Source organism: Shewanella sp. 10N.286.52.A9, from assembly GCF_041468985.1.
Classification (GTDB): Bacteria; Pseudomonadota; Gammaproteobacteria; order Enterobacterales; family Shewanellaceae; genus Shewanella; species Shewanella japonica.
On record NZ_JBFRJQ010000001.1, the window covers coordinates 187,653 to 212,835 of the forward strand.

At 42.8% G+C, this 25,183-nt stretch carries 22 protein-coding genes; 13 read left to right on the forward strand and 9 right to left on the reverse strand.

What is annotated here, in order from left to right; translation table 11 throughout:
- Positions 1-1,695 (reverse strand): signal recognition particle-docking protein FtsY, encoded by a 1,695-nt coding sequence (gene ftsY, locus AB4128_RS00910; RefSeq protein WP_372036331.1) that lies wholly within the window; start codon positions 1,693-1,695, stop codon positions 1-3.
- A 178-nt stretch (positions 1,696-1,873) separates the two neighbouring features.
- Between ftsY and rsmD the strand changes: the two genes are divergently transcribed.
- A complete protein-coding gene (rsmD, locus tag AB4128_RS00915) occupies positions 1,874-2,458 on the forward strand; it encodes a 16S rRNA (guanine(966)-N(2))-methyltransferase RsmD (protein WP_055025384.1) in 585 nt (194 codons plus the stop codon).
- A gap of 9 nt (positions 2,459-2,467) precedes the next feature.
- Positions 2,468-2,752 carry a DUF1145 domain-containing protein gene (locus tag AB4128_RS00920; RefSeq protein ID WP_055025385.1) on the forward strand — a complete coding sequence of 95 codons (285 nt, stop codon included), beginning with the start codon at positions 2,468-2,470 and terminating at the stop codon, positions 2,750-2,752.
- Positions 2,753-3,135: 383 nt separating this feature from the next.
- On the opposite strand, the gene AB4128_RS00925 is transcribed toward AB4128_RS00920, so the two are convergent.
- Positions 3,136-3,699 carry a NapC/NirT family cytochrome c gene (locus AB4128_RS00925; protein ID WP_055025386.1) on the reverse strand — a complete coding sequence of 188 codons (564 nt, stop codon included), beginning with the start codon at positions 3,697-3,699 and terminating at the stop codon, positions 3,136-3,138.
- 453 nt (positions 3,700-4,152) lie between these two features.
- On the opposite strand from AB4128_RS00925, the gene AB4128_RS00930 reads away from it, so the two are divergent.
- The 3 genes from AB4128_RS00930 to AB4128_RS00940 all read left to right on the forward strand — a co-directional run bounded on the left by AB4128_RS00930 (position 4,153) and on the right by AB4128_RS00940 (position 9,605).
- On the forward strand, positions 4,153-4,581 hold the full coding sequence (locus AB4128_RS00930; protein WP_156003102.1) for a hypothetical protein: 429 nt from the start codon (positions 4,153-4,155) through the stop codon (positions 4,579-4,581).
- Positions 4,582-4,802: 221 nt separating this feature from the next.
- Positions 4,803-6,449, forward strand: coding sequence for an efflux RND transporter periplasmic adaptor subunit (locus tag AB4128_RS00935; protein WP_372036335.1), 1,647 nt, complete (start codon positions 4,803-4,805; stop codon positions 6,447-6,449).
- Between the two features lie 12 nt (positions 6,450-6,461).
- The gene (locus AB4128_RS00940; RefSeq protein ID WP_080914609.1) at positions 6,462-9,605 is read left to right on the forward strand and encodes an efflux RND transporter permease subunit; all 3,144 of its coding nucleotides are present in this window, start codon (positions 6,462-6,464) and stop codon (positions 9,603-9,605) included.
- A 76-nt stretch (positions 9,606-9,681) separates the two neighbouring features.
- Here the strand turns inward: AB4128_RS00940 and AB4128_RS00945 are convergent, their stop codons facing one another.
- From AB4128_RS00945 to AB4128_RS00960, 4 genes are all read right to left on the reverse strand, one after another.
- On the reverse strand, positions 9,682-9,948 hold the full coding sequence (locus tag AB4128_RS00945) for a tetraspanin family protein (RefSeq protein WP_080914608.1): 267 nt from the start codon (positions 9,946-9,948) through the stop codon (positions 9,682-9,684).
- 98 nt (positions 9,949-10,046) lie between these two features.
- Positions 10,047-10,841 carry a VOC family protein gene (locus tag AB4128_RS00950; RefSeq protein ID WP_372036338.1) on the reverse strand — a complete coding sequence of 265 codons (795 nt, stop codon included), beginning with the start codon at positions 10,839-10,841 and terminating at the stop codon, positions 10,047-10,049.
- 238 nt (positions 10,842-11,079) lie between these two features.
- The gene (locus tag AB4128_RS00955; protein ID WP_080914607.1) at positions 11,080-12,303 is read right to left on the reverse strand and encodes an HlyD family secretion protein; all 1,224 of its coding nucleotides are present in this window, start codon (positions 12,301-12,303) and stop codon (positions 11,080-11,082) included.
- Positions 12,300-12,644: a hypothetical protein gene (locus tag AB4128_RS00960; protein ID WP_055025415.1), complete on the reverse strand. Its 345-nt coding sequence runs from the start codon at positions 12,642-12,644 to the stop codon at positions 12,300-12,302. Before AB4128_RS00960 ends, AB4128_RS00955 begins: the two co-directional genes overlap by 4 nt.
- Positions 12,645-12,804: 160 nt before the next feature.
- Between AB4128_RS00960 and AB4128_RS00965 the strand changes: the two genes are divergently transcribed.
- A complete protein-coding gene (locus AB4128_RS00965; protein ID WP_065110191.1) occupies positions 12,805-13,848 on the forward strand; it encodes a helix-turn-helix domain-containing protein in 1,044 nt (347 codons plus the stop codon).
- A 34-nt stretch (positions 13,849-13,882) separates the two neighbouring features.
- On the opposite strand, the gene mtr is transcribed toward AB4128_RS00965, so the two are convergent.
- The gene (gene mtr, locus AB4128_RS00970; RefSeq protein ID WP_055025393.1) at positions 13,883-15,127 is read right to left on the reverse strand and encodes a tryptophan permease; all 1,245 of its coding nucleotides are present in this window, start codon (positions 15,125-15,127) and stop codon (positions 13,883-13,885) included.
- Positions 15,128-15,138: 11 nt separating this feature from the next.
- Positions 15,139-17,559 (reverse strand): glycerol-3-phosphate 1-O-acyltransferase PlsB, encoded by a 2,421-nt coding sequence (gene plsB, locus AB4128_RS00975; protein ID WP_065110192.1) that lies wholly within the window; start codon positions 17,557-17,559, stop codon positions 15,139-15,141.
- A 409-nt stretch (positions 17,560-17,968) separates the two neighbouring features.
- Here plsB and lexA point away from each other — a divergent pair, with 409 nt between their 5' ends.
- From lexA to AB4128_RS01005, 6 genes are all read left to right on the forward strand, one after another.
- Positions 17,969-18,586 (forward strand): transcriptional repressor LexA, encoded by a 618-nt coding sequence (lexA, locus tag AB4128_RS00980; RefSeq protein ID WP_055025395.1) that lies wholly within the window; start codon positions 17,969-17,971, stop codon positions 18,584-18,586.
- Positions 18,583-19,089: a cell division inhibitor SulA gene (locus AB4128_RS00985; RefSeq protein WP_372036341.1), complete on the forward strand. Its 507-nt coding sequence runs from the start codon at positions 18,583-18,585 to the stop codon at positions 19,087-19,089. The genes lexA and AB4128_RS00985 overlap by 4 nt, the downstream gene beginning before the upstream one ends.
- A gap of 440 nt (positions 19,090-19,529) precedes the next feature.
- Complete coding sequence (coxB, locus tag AB4128_RS00990) at positions 19,530-21,089, forward strand: cytochrome c oxidase subunit II (protein ID WP_055025397.1); 1,560 nt, start codon at positions 19,530-19,532, stop codon at positions 21,087-21,089.
- 9 nt (positions 21,090-21,098) lie between these two features.
- The gene (gene ctaD, locus AB4128_RS00995) at positions 21,099-22,715 is read left to right on the forward strand and encodes a cytochrome c oxidase subunit I (protein WP_055025398.1); all 1,617 of its coding nucleotides are present in this window, start codon (positions 21,099-21,101) and stop codon (positions 22,713-22,715) included.
- 1 nt (position 22,716) lies between these two features.
- On the forward strand, positions 22,717-23,280 hold the full coding sequence (locus tag AB4128_RS01000; RefSeq protein ID WP_065110194.1) for a cytochrome c oxidase assembly protein: 564 nt from the start codon (positions 22,717-22,719) through the stop codon (positions 23,278-23,280).
- On the forward strand, positions 23,277-24,152 hold the full coding sequence (locus tag AB4128_RS01005; protein WP_055025400.1) for a cytochrome c oxidase subunit 3: 876 nt from the start codon (positions 23,277-23,279) through the stop codon (positions 24,150-24,152). Before AB4128_RS01000 ends, AB4128_RS01005 begins: the two co-directional genes overlap by 4 nt.
- Before the next feature lie 28 nt (positions 24,153-24,180).
- Here AB4128_RS01005 and AB4128_RS01010 read toward each other — a convergent pair whose 3' ends face one another.
- Complete coding sequence (locus tag AB4128_RS01010; RefSeq protein ID WP_055025401.1) at positions 24,181-24,408, reverse strand: DUF2909 family protein; 228 nt, start codon at positions 24,406-24,408, stop codon at positions 24,181-24,183.
- Here AB4128_RS01010 and AB4128_RS01015 point away from each other — a divergent pair.
- Positions 24,407-25,174 carry an SURF1 family protein gene (locus AB4128_RS01015; protein ID WP_080914603.1) on the forward strand — a complete coding sequence of 256 codons (768 nt, stop codon included), beginning with the start codon at positions 24,407-24,409 and terminating at the stop codon, positions 25,172-25,174. The genes AB4128_RS01010 and AB4128_RS01015 overlap by 2 nt on opposite strands.
- The last annotated feature ends 9 nt before the right edge of the window (positions 25,175-25,183 follow it).

Below are 25,183 nucleotides of genomic sequence, written 5' to 3' on the forward strand. Positions count from 1 at the left end.
CTATTCTGCCTTGTCTTGACTAAATAATGCTTCGATAAAATCGTTTGAATTAAAGGTACGTAAATCATCAATTTGCTCACCCACACCGATATGACGGATTGGGATAGTAAACTTATCAGCAATAGCAAAAATAACCCCGCCTTTTGCTGTACCGTCTAACTTACTGATGGTAATGCCTGTTACACCAACCGCTTCTTGGAATAATTGCGCTTGGCTAATGGCATTTTGTCCTGTACTTGCATCTAGCGTTAACATCACTTCATGCGGTGCATTAGGGTCTAATTTTTTCATGACACGAACAACTTTTTTCAGTTCTTCCATCAAGTGACCTTTGTTTTGTAAACGTCCTGCGGTATCTGCAATTAATACATCAACGTTTCGTGCTTTAGCCGCTTGCAATGCATCAAATAACACGGATGCGCTGTCTGCACCAGTATGTTGCGCAACAACCGGAATATCATTACGCTGACCCCATACTTGTAATTGCTCAACAGCTGCTGCACGGAAAGTATCGCCCGCAGCTAACATGACAGATTTGCCTTGTTTTTGATACTGTTTTGCCAATTTACCTATGGTGGTTGTCTTACCAACACCATTCACACCAACCATTAAAATAACATAAGGGCCGTCACTGTTTTCAGGTACAAGAGGGATAGCAACAGGATCGAGAATTTTTTGCATTTCATCACGCATCAGCTCATATAAAGCTTCAGCATCTTTTAACTGTTTACGTGATGCACTCTCTGTCAAACTATCAATTAGGCGAGTCGTGGTTTCAACGCCCACATCTGCAATCAGTAGTTGCTCTTCGAGTTCTTCAAATAACTCGTCATCAATTTTTTTCCCGCGGAAAATACCCATAAACCCGCTACCAATGTTTTCACTGGTGCGTAATAGGCCACGCTTTAGTCGTGCAAATAAGCCTTCTTTAGCAGGTTTTGCTTGCGGCTCATCAATGAGTTCAGCATCAGTTTGCTGCGCTTCTTCGGCTAAACGTTCTTCTTCAGCAATACGTGCCGCCTCTTGTTCGGCTGCTTCTTGCTCTGCTGCAAGTTGCTCCTCAGCTAAACGTTCTTGTTCAAGACGTTCTTGCTCAAGGCGCTCTTGTTGAAGGCGCTCTTGCTCAACGCGTTCGGCTTCTAGACGTGCTTGTTCCTGCTTGGCTTGCTCAAGGGCGGCTTGTTCACGTTCTTGTTGCTGACGCTGTTCTTCAGCAACACGAGCAGCTTCTTGTTCCGTAGCAAGTTGTTCCGCAGCTAAACGTTCTTGCTCAAGGCGCTCTTGTTGAAGGCGTTCTTGCTCAACGCGTTCGGCTTCTAGGCGCGCTTGTTCCTGCTTGGCTTGCTCAAGCTCTGCTTGCTCACGTTCTTGTTGCTGACGCTGTTCTTCAGCAATACGAGCAGCTTCTTGTTCCTCAGCAAGTTGTTCCGCAGCTAAACCTTCTTGTTCAAGACGTTCTTGCTCAAGGCGTTCTTGTTGAAGGCGTTCGGCTTCTAGACGCGCTTGTTCCTGCTTGGCTTGCTCATGTTCTTGTTGCAGACGCTGTTCTTCAGCAATGCGTGCTGCTTCCTGTTCTTGCGCTTGCTGATCAGCATGACTGGTATCAATTTGCTCTTGTGCGCTCTCGGTTGTTACTTTCTCTTGTTCTTTGGTTTTGTCTTTACGAAACCACGAAAAAAAACCTTTCTTTGCCATGTCTACTACCAGTGCTTATTGAGCTAAAAAATTCGGAAAAATAGTCTCGATAGCCCATTCATCATAATGTACAAAGGATTGCTCACCCTTACACTTCAGTTTGGTATAAAATATCGAGTATTCTAATTGGTTGCATAGTCTACCACTTTCTTTGTTCAGGCAAAATCACGAGGGCAAAATGTCCAAAAATAACTCGGCAAGCGGCCAAGTCAGAATCATTTCAGGGCAATGGCGTTCACGTAAGCTCCCTATTCATAACCTTGAAGGTTTACGTCCAACCACTGACAGAGTACGAGAAACCCTGTTTAACTGGCTTTCAAGTGATGTTCGTGGTGCACGAGTATTAGATTGCTTTGCAGGCAGCGGAGCATTAAGTCTTGAATCGCTTTCTCGTTACGCCAGTTATGCACGCATTTTTGAATTACAAACCAGCGCAGCCAAACAGCTAACTCAAAATTTGCAAACCTTACAGTGCGACAATGCTGACGTCATTAATGGCGACAGCTTGGCTATACTTGAAAAAGGACCAATGGATAAACAAGGCTTTGATATCGTGTTTGTCGACCCACCGTTTCGAAAAAACTTAGCGAACAAGACCATTGCTTTACTGGATGAAAAGCAATGGCTCAACGAGAATGCACAGATTTATGTCGAGACGGAATCTGAACTTGATGTCCTTGAGCTACCCAATACTTGGGTGGAGCTAAAACAGAAAAAGGCAGGTCAAGTGATCTACCGTTTATTCCAATATCAAATCGATTAAAGGTCAATAATGAAGTTTTTTATTACTGCAGGTAAAAGCTTTACCCTACTCACTTGGTTAGTGATGTTTTATAACCTGTTTATTCCTTTTGAAGGGCAAGTCAGTATTATTTTAAATATCTTGTTGCTGATTACAGTGATGATGCATTTCTTCCAGCTACTGATATTCCATACGATGTTTAGCAGCTTACTTAAACTTAAACTCATTGATTATATTAAGGTATATTTTTTCGGTGTCTTTGGGTTATTAGTCTACCGCCAAAAGGTATTAGACCTACCACCAGCAGAAAAATAATCATATTTCTGCTTTGATATAAGCCTCACAGTTGTGGGGCTTTTTTAATTGCCTACCTTGTCATTACCTACCTTGTCATTACCTACCTTGTTATTACCTACATTATGGCTCGCAACAAACTCTGCTACCCAGCTCAATTAATATGAGGATACAAACTTTGAGTGTCGGCGATATGGTAATTGGTATCGTTTTTTAACTGGTCATATTGTTAAATTCGTAATAACGGCCGGCCTTTTGATTTCCTTTTCTGTTTATTCGTTTCTTCTATTCTTAAGAGGTGATTCCAAATTTAAGCCATAAAAAAACCTCGCTATTGCGAGGTTTTTTTAATCGGTAGTCTCTCAGGTCATCACTCCTAATGAACTACCCTTGTATAGGTCTACTTACTTTTTAGGGTAAGGGTGAGCAACACCTTTATGACAATCTACACAAGTCTTTCTCTTATCGCCTTCTTGCTTGGCGTTGCGTTCATGCATTCTTTTAGCCATTTTCTTCATTGTTTCAGGCTGGTCTTCGTAGATGCGAGTATGACAATGTTGACAGTTAGCTGAGTCCGTTGCGCGGAAGTACTCAAGTGCTAAGTCAGCTTGTTCTTTACGGTTTTCATCTAACCAAGCTTGCGTGTTGAAGTCTTTGATAGTCACAAAACCATATAGATCTTTCGATACAATGATTTTCTTGATCAAGTAATCAACTGGACCGTGTGGAAGGTGACAATCTTGACACTGAACTGTCACACCAGCACTACCGCCGCCGTGAGCTGAAGCAAGGACTTCATCTTTCAGTGAATGGTTACTATGACAAGTCATACAGAATTCATCTGTACTGGTTGCATGTAAAGTTTGTTGAGTAGCGAAGTAGCCCACTACACCCATAACCACACCGACAATAATCAGTGCAATAATTGAATATTTTGCGCTAGGTTTAAAAAGTGCACGCCAGTTCATCACTCATCTCCAATATAGAATATTTAATTTATAATTTTTGAACTCTAAAATATAATTTTTAAATTCTAAAAATAATAATTATATTCTAGGTTGTTTTAACCTTAAAAAAATGATTTAAGGACATGTTTTAATTAATAAGTTGCCAAATTATGCTCAAAATGAGAGCCAGATCTAAATAACCACATAAATAGTGACTCAATACAACTTACTTAAACCTAATACAAGCTGAGCATATTCGCAAAGATTCTTTAACTTGATACAATACTCCTCATATCAAACACGCCATATTAACGCATTGAACTATCTTGGTTTTAATGGGTCTAGATGAGAAGTTAAGCTTTTTATGACACTTTGATTGCTGGCAAGTTGTTAACAAGCTATATTTGGCACTTGTATCATTGCTTGCCTCAAATGTTCATCACTTATTTGTTTGTTGGCACCGATTGGAGAACCATGAAGCTTTCATTATCGCATCACATCATGACTTTCCTCGCTTTGTTCGCTTTACTCGGACAAGGTTTGGTGACTAATGGCTATGCGATGGTTATGCCGAGCATGACACATGACGCTTACGAACTCGCCTCTAATACAAATGTTAAGCACCACATGGGCAGTGCAATGGCATCTTCAGCAGATGAAGAAGATCATTCATGTTGTGACACCATGCCTGAAATGGTGCAAATGGCATCAAGTGCCTGTTGTGATTCAGTGTCTGGATGCAGCATCGACTGTGGACATTGCTTAACAATCTCAATGACCGGTCACTTGCAAAGCCTGGATATCACCTTAGCGACACCCATTAATATCAAAGCAGAAGCCACAGCTCTGCCGCATTTCTTTTTCCATCAAACTTTACCCGCATTCAAACCTCCCATCGTATAACAACCTTTGCTATATCAGCCGCTTTACTTGTGCCAAAGCATAGGTACAGAAGGCATGAGCACAACGGTAGGTATACACTGAGATACATCACAGAGTAATACCGCTTGTTCATACTGAAAGTCAGCTGTTATAGCCACAGCCAATTTCAATGCTTTACTGACAAGATATTTAGGCGAATTTGAGCGTCACAGCGACGCATATAAGCGCCATTTGAGGTTTTTATGAAACACATAAACTGTATATTGATTGCGATTTCTGTTGGGTTCTCGCTTGTTTCGATGCCATCTCAGGCACAACAGCATAGTCAAATACATCAAGCGACTGAGCAGAGTTATGTTTGCCCAATGCACCCAGAAGAAACCAGCCATGAAAAAGGCCGTTGCCCTCAGTGCAACATGTTTTTAGTTCACCAGTCGACAAAACAAGTATCCGGCTCCCATGCTGCCAAAGATATCGCTCAAGAAGAGACTAAAAATACCTCTACTTATGTTTGCCCAATGCATCCAGAAGAAACCAGCCACGAAAAAGGCCGCTGCCCTCAGTGCAATATGTTTTTAGTGAAAGAAGAAGAGGAGGAATTTTCCGCAGATGAACATGCCGGACATGCCCATGCAATGGCGTCCAGTGTCGTCGATACTTCTACCCAAACGCAAGCAGACAATATCCTAAGCCAACCTAAACCCACGCTAACACCTGCTAACAAGCAAGCACAGACGAGTCATATTAAATACGTTTGCCCTATGCACCCTCACGTGGTTTCAGATGAACCTGGCAGCTGTCCTATTTGTGGTATGGATTTAGAAAAAGTCACCATGGGCGATGCAAGTTCTAGTGAGATACTTGTCGGCGTATCAGGCGGTATGCAACAAGCTTTAGGTATGCGCAGTGAACAAGTTACAAGCGGAACCTTATGGAAATTAGTACGTACAATCGGAACCGTTGAATACAATGAAAACCGAATTGGTCACGCCCATACTCGTGTTGATGGCTGGCTGGAAACGTTAATGGTCCACAATGTCGGCCAGAAAGTAAAAAAAGGTCAACTGCTTTATGAGCTCTATTCGCCAGAGTTGATTACTGCACAAGATGATTATATGCAAGCCATTGATTACCTTAAACAAGATAAAGCACGCGGCGCAAGCTTACTGCGCAAAGCGCGCATGCGTCTAGAGCTATTAGGAGTGAGTGATAGCACCATCAAACAACTTGAACGCACAGGTGAAACCATTTACCGCGTACCTTACTACGCTGACCAAGATGGGTTTGTCAGCAAACTGTCGGTAAGGCACGGCATGTTTGTTGAACCTGGCACAACATTATTTGAAATCGTTGATTTAAAAAGTGTTTGGGTGATTGCTGATGTATTTGAAAACGAGCAAAGCTGGCTTGAGATTGGACGCCCCGTTGAAGTGTCTTCTGCGGCTCAAGGGATTTTCGATTTAGAATCGACCATTGACTACATATACCCAGAGCTGGATCCCGTCTCAAAAGCAATGCGTGTGCGTATCAAGCTGGATAACCCAGGTAAGCAATTAAAACCCGGCACTCTGGTCGATGTAAAATTGTTTGGTGGGCCAAAACGTAATGTGCTTTCAATTCCAACTGAAGCGCTCATTCTTACTGGACGAGAAAATCGCGTTGTTGTTCAGCGTGACAATAACAGCTTTGCCTCAGTTCCCGTAAAAGTTGGCATGATTGCTCAAGGTAAAGCCGAGATTATTGATGGTTTAGATGAAGGTGAAAAAGTCATTGTTTCTGGTCAATTCTTGTTAGATTCCGAAGCCAGCATTCAAGGCAGTTTACAACGTCTAAGTGGCAGTAATGCAGACAACACCACTGACACATCAGATGCGCATGCGCATCATTAATCGGAGACTGTCATGTTAGCAAAAATAATCAGTACTTCGATTAAGCAGCGAGCAATGGTGTTACTACTGACCCTTGTTGTTGCATTAGTTGGCTATCAAGCGATGCGAACAACACCGCTGGATGCTTTGCCTGACTTGTCTGACGTACAAGTGATTGTTAAAACATCGTATCCTGGGCAAGCACCACAGCTTGTGGAAGATCAAATTACCTACCCGTTATCAACAGCCATGCTTGCTGTACCTGGCGCAAAAACGGTGCGTGGTTTTTCCATGTTTGGCGACTCGTATGTCTACATCATCTTCGAAGATGGCACCGATATTTATTGGGCTCGTTCAAGAGTATTGGAATACCTTTCGCAAACCCAAACCCAGCTACCTGATAATGTCACCCCAACATTAGGGCCTGATGCCTCTGGGGTTGGTTGGGTATTTCAGTACGCGTTAGTTGACCGCAAAGGCCAGCATGATTTAGCCCAACTTCGTTCACTGCAAGACTGGTTTTTAAAGCTTGAATTACAAAGTGTGGCTGGCGTTTCAGAAGTCGCAACGATTGGCGGTATGGAGCAGTCTTATCAAATCATTGTCGATCCGCATAAGCTGGCCTTATATCAAATTGATTTGATGACGGTTAAAAATGCGCTCGATAACTCCAACAGTTCTACCGGCGGGTCAGTCATCGAAATGGCTGAAGCCGAATACATGATTACCTCAACCGGTTATCGCCAAACCTTGGCTGATTTTAACGAAATTCCATTAGGCATTGTTTCTGATTCAGGTATTCCTGTATTGATGAAAGATGTCGCCCAACTGCGCACAGGCCCAAGCGCAAGACGTGGTATCGCAGAATTAGACGGTGAAGGTGAAGTGGTCGGTGGCATTGTTGTCATGCGCTACGGCGAAAACGCTTTATCCACTATCAACAATGTTAAGCAAAAGCTGACAGAAATCGAAAACGGCTTACCCGATGGGGTGGAGTTAGTCATCACTTATGACCGTTCACAGCTCATCCTTAATTCAGTGGATAACCTTAAAAACAAAGTCTTAGAAGAGATGTTGGTTGTTGGCATCATTTGTCTGATTTTCTTACTTCATGCTCGCTCAACATTGGTAGCGATTATTTCACTGCCTATCTCAATTTTAATCAGCTTTATTGCGATGAACTTGATTGGCGTTAATGCCAATATCATGAGTTTAGGCGGCATTGCCATTGCCATTGGAGCGGTAGTGGATGCAGCCATTGTCATGGTGGAAAATACCCACAAACATCTTGAACATTACCGACAGCAACATCAAGGCCAAGCGCCCACAGGAGAAGCGCATTGGGAGCTGGTACGCAAAGCCTCTATCGAAGTCGGTCCGGCGCTTTTCTTTAGTCTGTTGATTATCACCTTAAGCTTTATTCCAGTGTTTGCTCTTGAAGCTCAAGAAGGACGTTTATTTCATCCGTTAGCGTTCACTAAAACATTTGCGATGGCAGCCAGTGCTTTGCTGGCTATCACCCTTATCCCTGTATTAATGGGATATTTTGTTCGAGGCAAGATCCCTGACGAGAAAAAGAACCCACTCAGCCGCTTGCTCATTGCAATGTATGAGCCCTTACTCAGATTGGTATTACGCTTTCCCAAGTTCACCATTTTATTAGCGATAATCGCCCTAGGTAGCGCGGTTTATCCTATGACGAAAATGGGCAGTGAGTTCATGCCTGAACTCGAAGAAGGCGACTTGCTTTATATGCCCACAACCTTACCTGGTGTTAGCGCTGGTAAAGCCGCTGAAATTTTGCAGCAAACAGACCGATTAATTAAGACTGTACCTGAAGTTAAGCGGGTGTTTGGTAAAGTCGGACGCGCCATGACCGCAACAGATCCCGCACCGTTAACCATGCTAGAAACCACAATCATGTTAGCGCCTCGTGATACATGGCGTGAAGGTATGACACTTGAAGGGATCATTGCAGAGTTGCAGCAAACAGTCAGAATCCCCGGTATGACCAACGCATGGGTTCAACCCATTAAAACCCGTATTGATATGCTCTCCACGGGGGTGCGTACCCCCGTTGGCATCAAGATTTCAGGCGCCAATATTGATGAGTTACAGCGTATTGGTACTGAGATTGAAGCTGTCGTCAGTTCACTACCTGGCACTAAGTCAGCTTTTGCCCAACGAACCAGCGGCGGACGTTATATTGATATTGAGCCAAATCTTAAAAACGCTGCTCGATATGGTATGACATTGAAAGACATACAAGATGTAGTACAAATGGCCATTGGCGGTATGCAAGTCGGGCAATCGATTCAAGGGCAAGAGCGTTATCCCATTAATATTCGATACCCAAGAGAGTTGCGTGACAGCATAGAAAAACTTACCGCATTACCTGTCCTGACAAAAACAGGGAAATATTTGCCATTAGGCAATTTAGCCAGCATTACGATTAGCGATGGGGCTCCCATGTTGGCCAGCGAAAACGGCAGGTTAATCAGTTGGGTATTTGTCGATTTAGACAATATATCTATCGGTGAGTATATCGAGACAGCTCGAGCAGCATTAGATGAGCAGATCCAATTACCAGCAAGATATAGCTATACCTTCGCTGGGCAATATGAGTATATGCAGCGAGTCGAAGCCAAAATGGAGTTAGTCATTCCTTTAATGATTGCGGTGATATTTATGCTGCTAATGATGACGTTTGGTTCATTCACTCAAGCTTCAGTGATTATGCTGAGTTTGCCATTTTCATTAGTAGGAAGTGCTTGGCTATTGTATTTACTGGACTTCAATTTCTCGGTTGCAGTCTCTGTCGGCATGATTGCGCTGGCTGGCGTGGCTGCTGAATTTGGGGTCGTCATGCAAGTCTATTTAAATAACAGTATTAAAGATAGAAAAAGCCAAGGCCAATACCAACAACGCAGCGACTTAACCGAAGCATTAATTCATGGAGCGGTGATGCGAATTCGTCCGAAAGCGATGACGGTTGCGACCATTTTCTTCGGCTTGCTACCAATCATGTGGGGCAGTGGTACAGGTAATGAGGTGATGCAAAAAATTGCCGCCCCTATGGTCGGTGGCATGGTCACTGCGCCGTTATTATCCTTGTTTGTTATACCTGCTATTTACTTGTTGATTTACGGAAGAAAGCTTCCAAAAACAATCAACTAAACTTAGTTAACACCTAGTAATAACACATTAAAAAAGGCGCAAATAGCGCCTTTTTTTGTAAAAATAATCACATTATTTAAGAATCATCGTGTTCTATTTGCTGTTTGATACGAGCAAGCCGAAACATACTGACTAAACCCCATAACATGATACTCGCACCGACGGCCATCATAACGTAAAGCACATTGGGGTTATCTAACATTGGCAAAGCCTCAAGCCTGTAGCCAACAACTATCCCATATAGACCTATCGCTAATAGCAATGTCCCAGGTAAATCAATTATTGCCACCAGCATCATTTTCTTTTGAATTTCAGCGAGTTTGTGTTCTTTCGTTTGCTGCATGCTGCTTCCTTGAGCTCTGTTGATTTCCGTGAAGGCTTTGCTAAACCATCAGCAAAGCATCATTAAGCTATCAAACCAAAAGCCTAAGTTAAAGCAGATTATCCATTAGCAACAGGTAAGCTTAATTTGATAATAGAAAACGTCCCACCTTGAGGGTCATCTATCACTGCAAAGCGGCCAACATCTGGAATATCAGTAGGAGGCACGCAAACTTTACCGCCCAATTCCTCTGCCTTTTGCGCCATCATGTCGCAATCATCGACACTAAAATACAACATCCAATGCGATGGCATATCACCAAACTCTTCGGTCATCTCCATCATGCCGCCAACAGCTTGCTTAGCAACAAGCCACTGCACATATTCAGCAACACCCACCTCTGACATATCCACTGACTCAGTATCAAAACCCAAAACCTGACAATAAAAATTCTTCGACACGCCAACATTGCGGCACATGTACTCGACCCAACATAAGGTGTTTGGCTCAAAAGTCCGCTTGATACCTATATGTTCTATCGCCTGCCAAATTGAAAAACGAGCACCTTCAGGGTCGCGACAGACGGCCATTTTTCCAGAATCACCCACAGTATGTGGCCCTGCGATAATTTCTCCACCAGCATGCTGAATAGCTTTAACGGTTTCAGCGACATCATCAACCGCAAAGTACAACTCCCAATGCGTGGGAAGGCTGGCCATTTCTTTGGGCATTTGATACATAGCGGCAATATCATCTCCGTCTATTTGTAGCATAGTGTAATGCCCTTCTGGCATAGGCATATCATCAGGATGCCATTGAAATAACGCTTGATAAAATCCTTTTGCGGAATACCAATCATGAGTGGCCAGTTCCACCCAGCAAGGCTGACCTTGCATGTAGTGAGTCACATTCATAAACCTATCCTTGAAATGTATATTTGCTCAGTGCGATTAACGGCAAAGTTATCTGATATTCACTATCAAGACTAAAACTGACACTGCAAATATTTTGGAAATCATGTCTATAGTTAAGACCGTTTTAGTTAGCCTGTCGAGGGAATAATCAGTTTAATTTGCACCATAAAAAAACGCCCTCTTGCGAGAGCGTTTTTAACGCGATATACCATTCAAACTTTGGTTGTATAAGCTGAGGTTATATTGACCAGATGTAGTATATTTGCGACTTCATTCTGATAATAATTCCACGTATCACATCTAAAAATGCGAGGAACTCAACAGGTTTAGCCGCCGATACCCATGCTAAGCCAACAGAGCCTACTGGAATATCAAAGCCTTCAGCCTCATGTAACTTTAAGCGCACAAAGTGATGCTTGTTATTAATGTTCTGCCCCGTTGTTTGTCTAACATTGTCATCTCGAGCCAACAAACTACCTTGAGCTTCACCTGTTGCTTCAATAATCCCTTCAACTTCTGCATTGAAAATTTTGCTAGGATATACTGCTGAAGCAAACTCTGCCATTTGGCCAACTTTCACATTACGAATCGCTTGATGATTCACCCGCATAAGCACGTACTTTTCATCGGTATACATTTGGATACGAGGTGCAACCCCCACATACTGCCCTTCACGCATGATGAAGTTCGTTAAATAACCATCTGCAGGTGCAAAAACCTTGGTATTGTCCAAGTTCCATTGCGCCTGAGCCACATTTTCAAGTTCACTGTCTAAATCAGACTGACGGCTTTCTACTGTTAAGTGCGCTTTTTGAATATCTAACTTTGCTTTTTGTACTTGGGTATTCGATTTGGCAATTTGTGTCACATACGAATCCACTTTCGCTTGCGCTAAATCGACAGCCGTTTGTTGCTCATCCAGCTGACTTTCAGTAATGGTGTCAGCCACTTTACTGTTTTGTTCAACATAACGATTCATGGTGGTTTGCTTCCACACCAAGTCTTTTTTACTCGCATGCAGTTGGTTTTGATTAATCGCAACATCAGACTGCGCAGCGTGTAACACTTTTTCAGCGATACCTATATCTTCTTTAGCAAGTGACAATGCAACCTTAGCTGTTTGTTGCTGCACTTTAGCCTTATTCAGCGCTATTTGATAAGGCTCATCATCTATCTCGTAGATTAATTGTCCTGCTGTTACTCTTTGGTTAGGTTCGACATAGATACCTTTTACATTACCTTTAATTTGTGTCGAAGCTGGACGCAATTGAATATGCGGAGATTGCACAACAGAGCCACCTGTAATATCCATAGGCGCATAGTTTAATAGTCCTACCCATACAAACAGTAACCAGCCAGCACCGCCTAAGTATGAAAAAGCTTTTGTGCCTTTGTTCCAAGGCATGCCTACCAAGCGTAAAATATAGATAAACAACGCCCAAACTGCTAAACCTTCAATCATGAGCTAATCTCCTCTTTTGCTGGAGTGGCGGTAACAGGCTCTTCCCGTTCATTCTCTCGCCAAATATCTCTGATCCTTCTTAATGCTTTACCACTATCAATAAACGCGACCATGACTGCTAACACCCAAACCCAATGCCAGATAAACCCTATCCATGTGAGCGCAGTAATCAGTCCTATTTGTTGATGTTTTTCTTTGTGAGCTTTATGAATCGGCAACTCGTGAACTTTCCAAAAACCGAATCCTGCGGCAGCGACAGCCCCGACCAATACAACTAAAGCCACACCATGAAGTGCAACATCAACTCCAGAATCGACGAATGGCATACTGAATAAACTCATAGTGATTGCACCTCTTGTTAACTTAGATGCTGCGTAGTGTGCACCCAAACGACAAAACCACAACACAAAGTAACCATACGTATCAATTATCAATGTTTTTTGATATATATAGTTACTTAAATATCATCTACCGAACCCAAGCACTTAACGAGAAATTGACATGGCGTTTGAAGTTTCATTTATTCGAGTTTGCTGTATTTTACCCGTGCTAAAAGGGGTTGAAGCTCACTATGGCATCACTGCAAAGGATCTATCGATCCCTCAAAGCTTGTTGAATGAGCCCATGACATTAATCCCTTACTCGGAAGTATCAATGTGGCTGAGTAAGATTGAGCAATTATCGAATGTTCAAGATTATATGTTGACGCTCCAACACTACTTAACCGTCAACCAATTTAATATGCCTAACAACTGGTTCTTGGCGACTCCAGACTTGGCAATTACCTTTCGGCGCATTAACTATGCCATGGCTTGTTTTCATTCAGGTGCAAGTTACTACGGTGCTCAGTCGAATAAGATTATTAAATGGTGCTATCGCAATAACTATGTCAGCGGCAAAGCCAAATCCCATGACTCGCTCCGCATAGCCTTAACACTGCTAAATACCTGCAAGCACTTTTTAGGCAAAGACTTCACCCCGATTAAAGTGATGCTCAGCGGCCCCGCCATTAACCAACAGGAGAGCGAAGCGATATTTGGAACCAAAGTGACCTGGAATGCGCCGCAAACCGAGATATGGCTTGATGTCGACTCCTTGATTAGCTCTGAACAACACTTTTTGGCTTCGCTATCCACCTCCCAACATATTCAGCGCAATAACAAAAGTAGTATTAGCCTCAATCAACTCGACTCATATTTAAATATGCCTCAACCCCATGACACGCCTAAAGTGCTTTATGAGCTGGTGAATTACATACGTTTTTATGGTTTACCCACATTAGATTCCCTTTCGGAATTATGTGGTTTTTCGAAACAACAATTACAGCGACGATTGCAGCGTAATGGCTTTAGTTTTACAGAGTTAATGCGCTATATCTTAGGAAATTTAGCAGTGAAATATATGCTTGAAGGCAAAGAGGTTAAAGAGATTTCGCAGCTACTTGGCTATGCCAGTGTACGCAGCTTCAGTAAAAGTTTTAGGCGATTACATCATCAATCACCGACTCAGTACGTTGAAAAATTGCATCAAAAAAGCCCTCAATAGAGGGCTTTTTTAGATTATCAATATTGCGTATAGCTTATCGATAAACAGGTAATAAATCAGCCATTGCCAATAAGTGACAAGCTGCTGTTAGCACACCAAAAAGAATCACTACAACCACTAACGGTGTACCACCAGGAACTCTAAAGCTATTCTCATCAGGGAACATTTTACGTGACTTATACGCCATCATCGCTGGCACAATAGCAGCCCAAATTGTCGCGGCAAGAGCGGCAAAACCGATAGCGATTAAAAAACCATCTGGGAATAATAAGCCTAAGATGGTTGGCGGTATAAAGGTCACTGCAGCGGTCTTGATTCGGCCATTAGCCGACTCATCAAAATCAAATAAGTCTGCTAAATAATCAAACAAACCTAAGGTCACCCCTAAGAAAGATGACGCAACGGCCAAATTAGCAAACAGAGTTAACATGGTATTTAGCCAAGCACTGGACATCACATCTGACAATGCCGCAACCAATACGCCCATATTCCCACCTTGAGCGATAATATCGCTAAAATGACTACGAGGAATATTGCCCATGGTGGCAATTAACCAGCACGTATAAATCACTAACGCGATAAAGGTACCGATACAAATCGCCTTGATAATCACATTAGGCTGCTTGCCATAATACTTGACTAAGCTTGGCACATTGCCGTGATAACCAAAGCTTGTCAGACCAAAAGGAATGGCAGCTAAAATATATGGAGCAAAACTCGCCTGTCCGTCAGGGACTAACAAGTTCACGGTTTCCACATCAATCAGCAAATTACCGACGGCTAAAAAGAAAGTAATGATCATCCCGCCAAGCATTACTGTCGTAATACGGTCGACCACTTTAGTGCTAATCATCACAATCGCAGCAAGCACAAGGGCAAAAACTAAGCCTGCAATACTTTGTGGTAAATGAATGCCCATACCTGACAAGGTGTGGTTCACAATAGAGCCACCACCACTGATATAAGCATAAGTCAGAATATATAATACGAAGGTAATAGAAAGCCCATTAACTATCCGCCAGAATTGGCCTAATGTCACTTTGGTTAACGTGTCGAAACTGTCGCCAGGTTTAAAATGCAAGTTGGTTTCAAGTAGCATTAAGCCTGACACCAACATACAAAACCAAATACCGATTAGCATGGCAATGGAATAGCCAAACCACATACCAGCACTGACAACAGGAAGGGAAAACATACCGGCACCGACTGTGGTACCGGCAATAATCATAGCACCGCCTAATAATGATTTATTGTGCGGTTGTGATTGTGTTGAACTCATAAAGTTAGTGGTTACCCATGTTCCATAGTGACGCTATCTACTATGGTTTTACGAACAGATAAACGCAACATACCATTGGCATGGTCGCGAATTCGGATGACAGCAAACTGATTGTCATTACCCGACAAGTGCCCTAATTCTTTTAATTTTACACTCAAATTATTGTAGAGTTTTTTATCATAAAACTCTGGCGCAGTAATTCCGTGTAAAGCACCTAAACGCTGAGCTAATAAGTGGCTCGCGCTTTCTAGATCTGAACGTTCAATATCCGGTTTATAAGCCAATAAATTAAAGATAATCGCGTAACGTTGTAATGTCTCACTGACAGTTTCAGACAATAACATTAACTGGGTAATATTACTTTGATTGAGTTCAAACTCGTCTGTACCCGAAATAAGCTGTTGCTCAACAAATAAGTTTAATACGCTATCGATGTAAGCGGGTAAGTCTTCAATCCCCATAAACAACTCAGCTTTGAGTAGCGGGTAGAAGTCATTAACGATTTCATGAATTTTTTGACGATTAAACTCTTCGTATTGCACCAAGCAACTCGCTATTAACGAAGGAACTGCCATTAAATGGATGATGTTATTACGGTAGTAGCTCATCGCAATTGCTGAAGACTCTTCAATCGCAATAATTTCACCAATTTGATCAGTGTGCGAAGTAAACTTTTTCAGTGATAGACATTGATCAACTAATTCACTAGCACTGCCTTGAGCTACTGAGGTGTAATCAGTGTAAGGCACTTCTTTCATCAATTTAAGATATAAATCTAGCTGACGTTCCAGCTCTGTGCGCTCTAATGCATTTTGTTCAGCGGCTAATAACACCATACTGGTTAACGTAACAGAGCTCGCAGCTGCTGCACTGTTAATGTTTGTCATCACTTTATTGGCTAATTGATTAACCGCAGGCGTTAACCATGTTGGTTTTTGCTCAGGATCTTTAGCCACTTCTTCACGCCAATCTGGCGACTGCTGATTTAAGAACTGCTGCACGTTAATTGGCTCACCAAAGTTAACGTAACCTTGTCCAAAGTTACCCAACTTACGCAATGCACCAAACACTTGCCATACAGATTCTTTTTGCTTTTTCTTACCACTTAATTCTTTATGATAAGTCGACACTTCCATGACATGATCGTAGCCAAGATACACTGGCACTAAGGTCACAGGACGCTCGATACCACGCAATACGCTGTTTACCGTCATCGCTAGCATGCCCGTTTTAGGAGCAAGTAGACGACCAGTACGTGAACGACCACCCTCAGTGAAATACTCAACTGAATAGCCTTTAGCAAATAGTTGATCTAAATACTCTCTGAATACTGCGGTATAAAGCTTATTACCGTTAAAACTACGACGGATAAAGAAGGCACCACCACGGCGGAACATTGGACCTGCCGGCCAAAAGTTAAGATTAATCCCTGCCGCAATATGCGGTGGAACCATGCCTTGATAATAAAGAATATATGACAGTAATAAGTAATCCATATGGCTTCGATGACACGGCACATAAACGATTTCATGACCATCATGATGCAGTTTACGAACTTGCTCCGCACTCTTGATGCTAATACCACTGTATAACTTGTTCCAAAGCCAAGTTAAGAAACGCTCAGCAATACGAATCAAGTTATCCGAATAGTCTGCTGCGATTTCATCAAGGTACTCAATGGCTTTTTCACGTGCCTTTTCTTCGGGAATTTTTTTGTTAACGGCTTCTTCTTGAATGGCACGCTTGATGGATTCTGACTTTAACAGCGAATTGAACATCGCTTGACGATTAGGAAGCTGAGGCCCCGTCATCACTTTACGTTGACGGCGAAAATGCACACGAGCCACACGGATAAGCTTATGCGCAATACTGACATCTGTGCCGTGTTCATCAGCCATATAACGCAGCGACATGGCATTAGAAAATTGAATGAAATTATGGCGACCTAAAAATAGAATCATTAACCATTTACGTAACCATGTTGGGTTTTCACGCTCAAAAACCGCAGCGGTCATGGTGTCATCTTCTTTACCTGGGATACGACCCCAATATAGGCTTACAGGCACAAGCTGGATGTCGAGTTCTTTGTTCTTTTGGTGTAATTCGAGCAACTTAGTAAAGTTTGCTACAAATTTATCGCTACTATGGCGCTTACCAAACAAGGGTTTACGCCCTTCCACACACACAATTCTAGGGGTATTGAAACCATCAACATCTAACCGTTCATACGGACTTGGCAAGTTATATTTAGCTGTCATTTCATGTAAGGCAGCAATATCACTCAGCGACTCCGTTTTCATCACATAGACCACTGGTTTGTCAGGATCTAAGTTAAGGTCAGCGAACGGATCCTCAGGCACAACAACACTGTGTACCATTAATTTCTGAATCCAACGTAATGATTTAGCAATGATAGAATCTGGTTTTAACATGGGTCTTCGCATTATCAACAACGATTTATTGCGCATAGGATACCAGAATATCATTCAGTTACACTAACCTCGGTAAATCTAGTTAACATTTAAGTAGCAAGTTTTGTTGGTTCTAACATCAAGTATCAATCACTTAGTAAGTAGCAAAACATTTAGGTACAGTACTGTATAAATAGACGGTATCCAGTACTTTTTGGCTTATTCACTTGAGTCATCAATAATAAAACACACTAATTTACCGACGCCCCACAAAAACAATAAATCACTGATTTAATTAGCTTTAAATAACTAAAAACTTCGATAAAAATTCATATCTATTGCTTTATCAGCAAAAAATGTTGGTTAATACTTGCGCGACCAAAGATACTGTATATAATGACAGTCACTGTATAAAAAAACAGGAATCAACATGAGACCTTTAACGCCACGACAAGCTGAAATTCTAGAATTAATTAAATGCAATATTGCCGAGACAGGTATGCCACCAACTCGTGCAGAAATTGCCACTAGATTAGGCTTTAAAAGTGCTAATGCTGCAGAAGAACATTTAAAAGCACTCGCTAAAAAAGGTTGCATTGAAATTATTCCAGGTACCTCTCGCGGTATCCGTATGGTCCAAGAAGAAGAGGAAGTCGAAGAAGGCTTACCACTGATTGGTCAGGTTGCGGCTGGTGAACCAATTTTGGCGTTAGAACATGTTGAACAATACTTTCAAGTTGATCCTGAAATGTTTAAACCCAATGCTAATTTCTTACTACGTGTTCGTGGCGACAGTATGAAGGATATTGGCATTATTGAAGGTGACTTATTAGCGGTTCACAAAATGCAGCAAGCTAAAAATGGTCAAGTCGTTGTTGCCCGTGTTGATGATGATGTCACCGTGAAGCGTTTTGAAAAGAAAGGCAACGTTGTTTATCTGCATGCAGAAAACGAGCAGTACTCGCCGATAAAAGTCGATTTAACATGCCAAAGCCTTACGATTGAAGGGCTCGCTGTTGGCGTTATCCGTAATGGAGGTTGGTTATGAACACATTAATAGGTAATGCACCACGTCACCCAGGTTTATGGATGGACATGGCATCAGCAGCTGCGCCAGTAAAGCAAGGTATCGAAACCAAACAAACAGCTAACCAAGGGTTAACTGAATTAACTCAGCTATGCGGCCAGTTAGCCGTATTAAGTCAACAAGGGCGATGGATTGTACTGATTAATCCGCCTCACATTGGTTACAAACAAATTCTAGCGAACGCCAATGTCAGAATGGACCGTGTATTACTGGTTCACACTAAAGATGAAGTCGAAACACTGTGGGCAATGGAAAAAGCACTCACAAGTGGTACATCCAGCGCAGTGATTACATGGACAACCCCATTAGATGCTCGTGATAATCGTCGCATTCAATTAGTCGCTAAAAGCGCCTTAGCGCAAGGTGTCATTATTGAAGATGTAAATACTCACTTACGTGTTGACCAATTAAACGCCAGTAATCCTGTGGCTGCAACCCAATTGAATTTATCTGCATTTCACTAAAGTCTATTTGCTAAAAAAGCCCTTCATTTCGGTGACGGGCTTTTTTTTGCGCCTTTTTTCAGCAAATTAGATGATAAAGTGATCTTGATCAATATTTAATCTCCAAGTAATGTAGTTAACAAGGGAGTAACATTTATTGACCTCTCTTAGTGGTAAAAATGAACATAAGTGATAAAACGCTGTAAAGATTGTGCTGGTACCATGCGGTATAGAAAGCCTTGAATAAAAAGCGTCAATTTAAGAATTGAAAAGTTCAGTATTAGGTACAAGTGTGGCCACCAAAACCCAATAGAATAATCGAGTATTAATACTCACTGCCACCGTGTACTTTGAAGTGATCAAACTTTTTCGGGAATAGAAAAGTTTGCATAGAGCAGAGTATTACTGTGTGACTTTTCCTTGTTGTTATTGCAAATCGCAATTGGCAGAGGAGTAGTCTTGTGAAGCGATTGTTGTATGGATTAATGGTGCTGTTTTTTGCAGTGCCACTTGCAGCGGCTGATATGCCGCTTAACATGACCCAAGGGGTAACAGAGATCAGTGGTAAGGTTTACGACCTCCATATGATCATTCTTTATATCTGTTGTGCTATTGGTGTTGTGGTATTTGGAATCATGATTTACTCCATGATTTATCATAGAAAATCAAAGGGTGCAGTACCTGCTGATTTCCATGATAGTACCAAAGTGGAAATAGCATGGACTGTCGTGCCGTTTCTTATCCTCATTGGTATGGCAATTCCTGCCACAAAAACCCTCATTGCTATGGAAGACCCAAGTGATGCGGAGTTAACTATCAAAGTAACCGGCTCTCAATGGAAATGGCATTACAGCTATTTTAATGAAGACGTCGAGTTTTACAGTTTACTTTCCACCCCTGCCGATCAAATTACTGGGACAGAAACGAAAACTGAAACTTACCTACTAGAAGTCGATAAGCCCCTCGTTCTGCCAATCAATCGTAAAGTACGCTTTTTAATGACTTCAGATGATGTGATTCACTCTTGGTGGGTTCCTGCATTTGCGGTGAAAAAAGATGCTAACCCAGGTTTTATTAATGAAGCTTGGACCAAGATTGATAAGGTTGGTACCTACCGAGGTCAATGTGCTGAGTTGTGTGGTAAAGACCACGGATTCATGCCGGTGGTAGTTGAAGCCGTTTCTGAAGCAGACTTTGAGCAATGGCTAAAAGATCAAAAACAACTAACTGCTGATGCAAAAGCCGCGGCCGAAGCGTCACTGTCGCAAACCCTGACCTTTGATGAGTTGATGGCTCAAGGTGAACAAGTTTACATGGGCCGATGTGCCGCTTGTCACCAACCAAATGGTGCAGGACTACCTGGTGTATTCCCGTCTCTTATCGGCAGCCCAATCATTAAAGGGTCAGTTGCTGGCCACATTGATATTGTCGTCAACGGCCAGCCTGGTACTGCCATGCAAGCCTTCGCGAAACAGCTTACTGCAACAGAAATTGCAGCTGTTGTGACCTACGAGCGAAACGCTTGGGGTAATGATTCTGGTGATGTGGTTCAAGCTGCAGATGTGAACTCTGGTGGGGCACCTAGCGATGCAAGTGATAAGCCAACGCCTGTCACTTTGCCTGCTGAGTTACCAGCGACACAACCTGAGGTAGAACAAGTGGTTGCTGACGTCGTTGAAGAAGCAACGCCTGACGTTGTTATGGATGACTTATCTATGGATGAGCTGATGGCAATGGGTGAGCAAGTTTACCTCAGCAGCTGTGCTGCATGTCACCAAGCCGCTGGTACAGGTTTACCTGGCGCATTCCCTGCGTTAGTGGGCAGTCCGTTAGTCATGGGGCCTGTTGAAGGACACCTTGAAGTGGTTATCAATGGCCAACCGGGTACAGCAATGCAAGGATTTAGCTCCATACTCTCACCTCAGCAACTCGCAGCTGTTGTGACGTATGAGCGAAATGCTTGGGGAAATAATACTGGTGATGCTGTTCAAGCCACCGATGTTGTTGGTCATGGAAAGTAAGGGATACAGATGAGCACAATTACACAAGATACTACCCCAGCTCATGATGAACATTCTCATGACGGCCATGATGATCACCATCATGGCGCGCCAAAAGGCATCATGCGCTGGATATTAACCACTAACCATAAAGACATTGGTTCTATGTATTTATGGTTCAGTTTTATTATGTTCCTCACTGGTGGTGCGATGGCAATGGTCATTCGTGCAGAGCTATTTCAGCCAGGCTTACAGTTAGTTGACCCTAACTTCTTTAACCAAATGACCACAGTACACGGTCTTATTATGGTATTTGGTGCCGTCATGCCCGCCTTCACAGGGTTAGCCAACTGGCTGATCCCAATGATGATTGGTGCACCTGATATGGCACTGCCTCGAATGAATAACTGGAGCTTTTGGATCTTACCATTTGCCTTCGCGATTCTGTTGAGTTCACTGTTTATGGAAGGCGGCGGCCCTAACTTTGGCTGGACTTTCTATGCACCGCTATCAACAACCTATAGCCCTGATAGCACTGCACTATTTGTTTTCTCGGTGCATATCATGGGGATCAGTTCGATTATGGGCGCAATTAACGTGGTCGTGACCATTGTTAATATGCGTGCACCAGGCATGACTTGGATGAAGTTGCCATTATTTGTATGGACATGGCTCATTACTGCATTCTTGCTGATTGCGGTTATGCCCGTACTTGCAGGTGCGGTTACCATGGTATTAACCGATAAATACTTTGGTACCAGTTTCTTTGATGCCGCAGGTGGCGGTGATCCCGTCATGTTCCAGCATATTTTCTGGTTCTTCGGTCACCCTGAAGTCTACATCATGATTTTGCCATCGTTCGGGATTATCTCGGCCATTATTCCCACCTTTAGTCGTAAAAAGTTGTTTGGCTACGCTTCGATGGTTTACGCCACGTCCAGTATTGCGATTTTATCCTTCTTGGTTTGGGCGCATCACATGTTTACCACAGGGATGCCAGTATTTGCTGAACTGTTTTTCATGTACTGCACCATGTTAATTGCGGTGCCGACAGGGGTAAAAGTATTTAACTGGGTAGCAACGATGTGGCGTGGTTCAATCACGTTCGAAACCCCTATGTTATTTGCGATTGCCTTTATTATTCTCTTTACCATTGGTGGTTTTTCAGGATTGATGCTGGCGATAACACCAGCTGATTTCCAATACCATGATACTTACTTCGTGGTGGCGCATTTCCACTATGTACTGGTGACTGGAGCGGTGTTCTCTATTATGGCTGCTGCCTATTATTGGTTACCAAAATGGACTGGCCATATGTATAGCGAAACCCTAGGGCGCTGGCATTTCTGGTGTAGCGTGATTTCAGTCAATGTGCTGTTTTTTCCGATGCACTTTTTAGGATTAGCAGGCATGCCTCGCCGAATTCCAGATTACGCCATTCAATTTGCTGATATTAATCAAATTGTCTCAATCGGCGGGTTCGCATTTGGCTTATCACAGCTAATTTTCTTAGCCGTAGTGATTAAATGTGTCAAAGGTGGCGAGAAAGCGGCTGATAAACCTTGGGAAGGCGCTGAAGGACTGGAGTGGACCATTGCCAGCCCAGCACCTTACCATTCATTCACCACACCACCAGAGGTGAAGTGATATGAGCCAGCCAACAAAATCAAACCGTAACTTACTTATAGGTCTGGTATTAGGATCAATAGGTATGTTCGGCTTTGGTTTTGCGCTGGTACCGCTTTATGACGTGCTTTGCGAAACCTTAGGCATTAACGGAAAGCCTCAAGGTACAGCAAGTCGTTATGAAGCGGTGGTCGTTGATAAAGAACGCACCATTACTATTGAATTTATCGCCCAAGTGCAAGGCAGTATGCCATGGGAGTTTGGCCCCAAAGTGAACAGAATACAGGTTCATCCAGGTGAGCTAACTCGCACTGCATTTTTAGCAAAAAACCTTTCTGCTAAACCTCTTGTGGGCCAAGCGATACCCTCGGTATCGCCTGGCCAAGGCGCTGCATATTTCAATAAAACGGAATGCTTCTGTTTTAATCAACAGCCCCTAGCTGCAAAGGCTGATGCTGAACTGCCATTAATCTTTTATGTGGATCCTGACTTACCCGATTCCATTAAAACTTTGACTCTCTCTTATACCCTCTATGACATCACAGACAAACAAACTGCGGCCATAGAGCAAGGAGCAGCAAGATGACAACAAAACATGAAACTTATTACGTGCCAGCGCAAAGTGCCTGGCCAATCATTGGCGCTATTGGGTTATTCCTGATTGCTTTTGGCGCAGGTTCGTACGTACAACAACTCGCCACCGAAGAAACATCGGGCGGCTATATCCTCGTGGCTGGTATCGCAGTCATCATTTTTATGCTGTTTGGTTGGTTTAAAAACGTCATTGATGAATCAATGTCTGGCTTATATTCAGCGCAGATGGATCGTTCTTTTAGACAAGGAATGAGCTGGTTTATTTTCTCTGAAATTATGTTCTTCGGCGCCTTCTTTGGCGCACTATTTTACGCACGAATGGTCGCTATTCCGTGGTTAGGTGGTGCTTCAAACAATGCCATGACCCATGAAGTGCTTTGGCCGACTTTTGAGGCCATGTGGCCACTCACTAAAACACCTGATGGCACCACGACTGAAGCGATGCCTTGGACAGGGTTACCCCTATACAACACCCTGATATTACTCGCATCGTCAGTCACTTTACACTTTGCCCATGTGTCTCTTGAAAAGTCTAAGCGTGGGGCATTAAAAGTCTGGTTAGGACTAACCATCTTATTGGGTATTGGCTTCTTATTTTTACAAGTTGAAGAATATATTCATGCCTATCAAGAAATGGGACTGACACTATCATCAGGGATCTACGGCAACACTTTCTTCTTACTGACGGGTTTTCACGGTATGCACGTCACATTGGGGACTGTGTTCTTGATTATTCTGTTCTTTAGGGTGCTCAAAGGCCACTTTACCCCTGAGAGTCATTTTGCCTTCCAGTCTGGTAGTTGGTACTGGCATTTTGTCGACGTAGTCTGGTTATGCTTATTTATTTTTGTCTACGTCATTTAAGAGTATGGCTCACCTCTACAGAGGCGAGCTAATACGGCCTAGGGTTAGGTGTTACCCAGCCTAATCCTAGGGCCAGCAACAATAACAACATCACCACAGCAGAAAAGATAACGCGTCGCCCCAAATATTGACTCATTGGCTGTTTGTTTTCAGCTTTAACCATAATAAACAAGGCTCTAGCTAAATTAAATAATATGAATACAAGCAGTAGTACTAATACAAGCTTGAAAATAACTAAGGTATCTAACGCTGCCATGGGCTCTCCTTTGCGAGTCTGGCGACTATCTACTGGGTTATTGCTGCTTGTTACTGTGAGTGTGTTTTCTATTTTGGTCAAGTTAGGTTTATGGCAACTCGATAGAGCGGAGTACAAACAAGCATGGCAAACCACGCTAGCTGAACGACAAGCCGCCAGCGCATTGGATTACCAAAGTTTACTTAATTTAGCTAACAATGACCCTGTGACAGGTTACCGATTAACTGTCGATACCATCGCAGTCAGCGAACAAATTTTATTACTTGATAATCAAGTTCATAACGGTCAAGTGGGTTATCTCGCATATCAATTGGTCAAGGTGTCTGAGTCACAACCTTGGTTAATGGTTGAACTAGGGTTTGTTGGCGCTAATAAAGACAGACGTATTCTGCCTGCACTGACTCCCATGCCTAATCAGCCATATGAGTTAACGGGGCGGGTCTATCAAAAACAAACAAACCCATTAAGCGAAGCGCTATATGCCGAAACATTTTCAATGAATAACCATGAAGTGATTCGGTTTCAAAATTTAAACCTTGTGGCCTTAGCAGAGAAAGTAGGCCACGAACTGGCACCGGCAGTATTGCAGCCAGATGTGACTCCAACAATGACATTAGCAAAACCTTGGACACCCATTCCCTTATCAGCACAGAAACACCAAGGGTATGCATTGCAATGGTTCACCATGGCAGCGGTTTTTTTAGGGCTCATGCTATGGATTGGTTTTAAAACGTTGAAGAAATCAACACACCCTATAACAAAATAAGTCGTAACA

Coding starts and splice junctions, on each gene's coding strand:
- ftsY (WP_372036331.1), bottom strand. CDS start 1,695: ATGGCAAAGAAAGGTTTTTTTTCGTGGTTTCGTAAAGACAAAACCAAA.
- rsmD (WP_055025384.1), top strand. CDS start 1,874: ATGTCCAAAAATAACTCGGCAAGCGGCCAAGTCAGAATCATTTCAGGG.
- AB4128_RS00920 (WP_055025385.1), top strand. CDS start 2,468: ATGAAGTTTTTTATTACTGCAGGTAAAAGCTTTACCCTACTCACTTGG.
- AB4128_RS00925 (WP_055025386.1), bottom strand. CDS start 3,699: ATGAACTGGCGTGCACTTTTTAAACCTAGCGCAAAATATTCAATTATT.
- AB4128_RS00930 (WP_156003102.1), top strand. CDS start 4,153: ATGAAGCTTTCATTATCGCATCACATCATGACTTTCCTCGCTTTGTTC.
- AB4128_RS00935 (WP_372036335.1), top strand. CDS start 4,803: ATGAAACACATAAACTGTATATTGATTGCGATTTCTGTTGGGTTCTCG.
- AB4128_RS00940 (WP_080914609.1), top strand. CDS start 6,462: ATGTTAGCAAAAATAATCAGTACTTCGATTAAGCAGCGAGCAATGGTG.
- AB4128_RS00945 (WP_080914608.1), bottom strand. CDS start 9,948: ATGCAGCAAACGAAAGAACACAAACTCGCTGAAATTCAAAAGAAAATG.
- AB4128_RS00950 (WP_372036338.1), bottom strand. CDS start 10,841: ATGAATGTGACTCACTACATGCAAGGTCAGCCTTGCTGGGTGGAACTG.
- AB4128_RS00955 (WP_080914607.1), bottom strand. CDS start 12,303: ATGATTGAAGGTTTAGCAGTTTGGGCGTTGTTTATCTATATTTTACGC.
- AB4128_RS00960 (WP_055025415.1), bottom strand. CDS start 12,644: ATGAGTTTATTCAGTATGCCATTCGTCGATTCTGGAGTTGATGTTGCA.
- AB4128_RS00965 (WP_065110191.1), top strand. CDS start 12,805: ATGGCGTTTGAAGTTTCATTTATTCGAGTTTGCTGTATTTTACCCGTG.
- mtr (WP_055025393.1), bottom strand. CDS start 15,127: ATGAGTTCAACACAATCACAACCGCACAATAAATCATTATTAGGCGGT.
- plsB (WP_065110192.1), bottom strand. CDS start 17,559: ATGTTAAAACCAGATTCTATCATTGCTAAATCATTACGTTGGATTCAG.
- lexA (WP_055025395.1), top strand. CDS start 17,969: ATGAGACCTTTAACGCCACGACAAGCTGAAATTCTAGAATTAATTAAA.
- AB4128_RS00985 (WP_372036341.1), top strand. CDS start 18,583: ATGAACACATTAATAGGTAATGCACCACGTCACCCAGGTTTATGGATG.
- ctaD (WP_055025398.1), top strand. CDS start 21,099: ATGAGCACAATTACACAAGATACTACCCCAGCTCATGATGAACATTCT.
- AB4128_RS01000 (WP_065110194.1), top strand. CDS start 22,717: ATGAGCCAGCCAACAAAATCAAACCGTAACTTACTTATAGGTCTGGTA.
- AB4128_RS01005 (WP_055025400.1), top strand. CDS start 23,277: ATGACAACAAAACATGAAACTTATTACGTGCCAGCGCAAAGTGCCTGG.
- AB4128_RS01015 (WP_080914603.1), top strand. CDS start 24,407: ATGGGCTCTCCTTTGCGAGTCTGGCGACTATCTACTGGGTTATTGCTG.
- AB4128_RS01010 (WP_055025401.1), bottom strand. CDS start 24,408: ATGGCAGCGTTAGATACCTTAGTTATTTTCAAGCTTGTATTAGTACTA.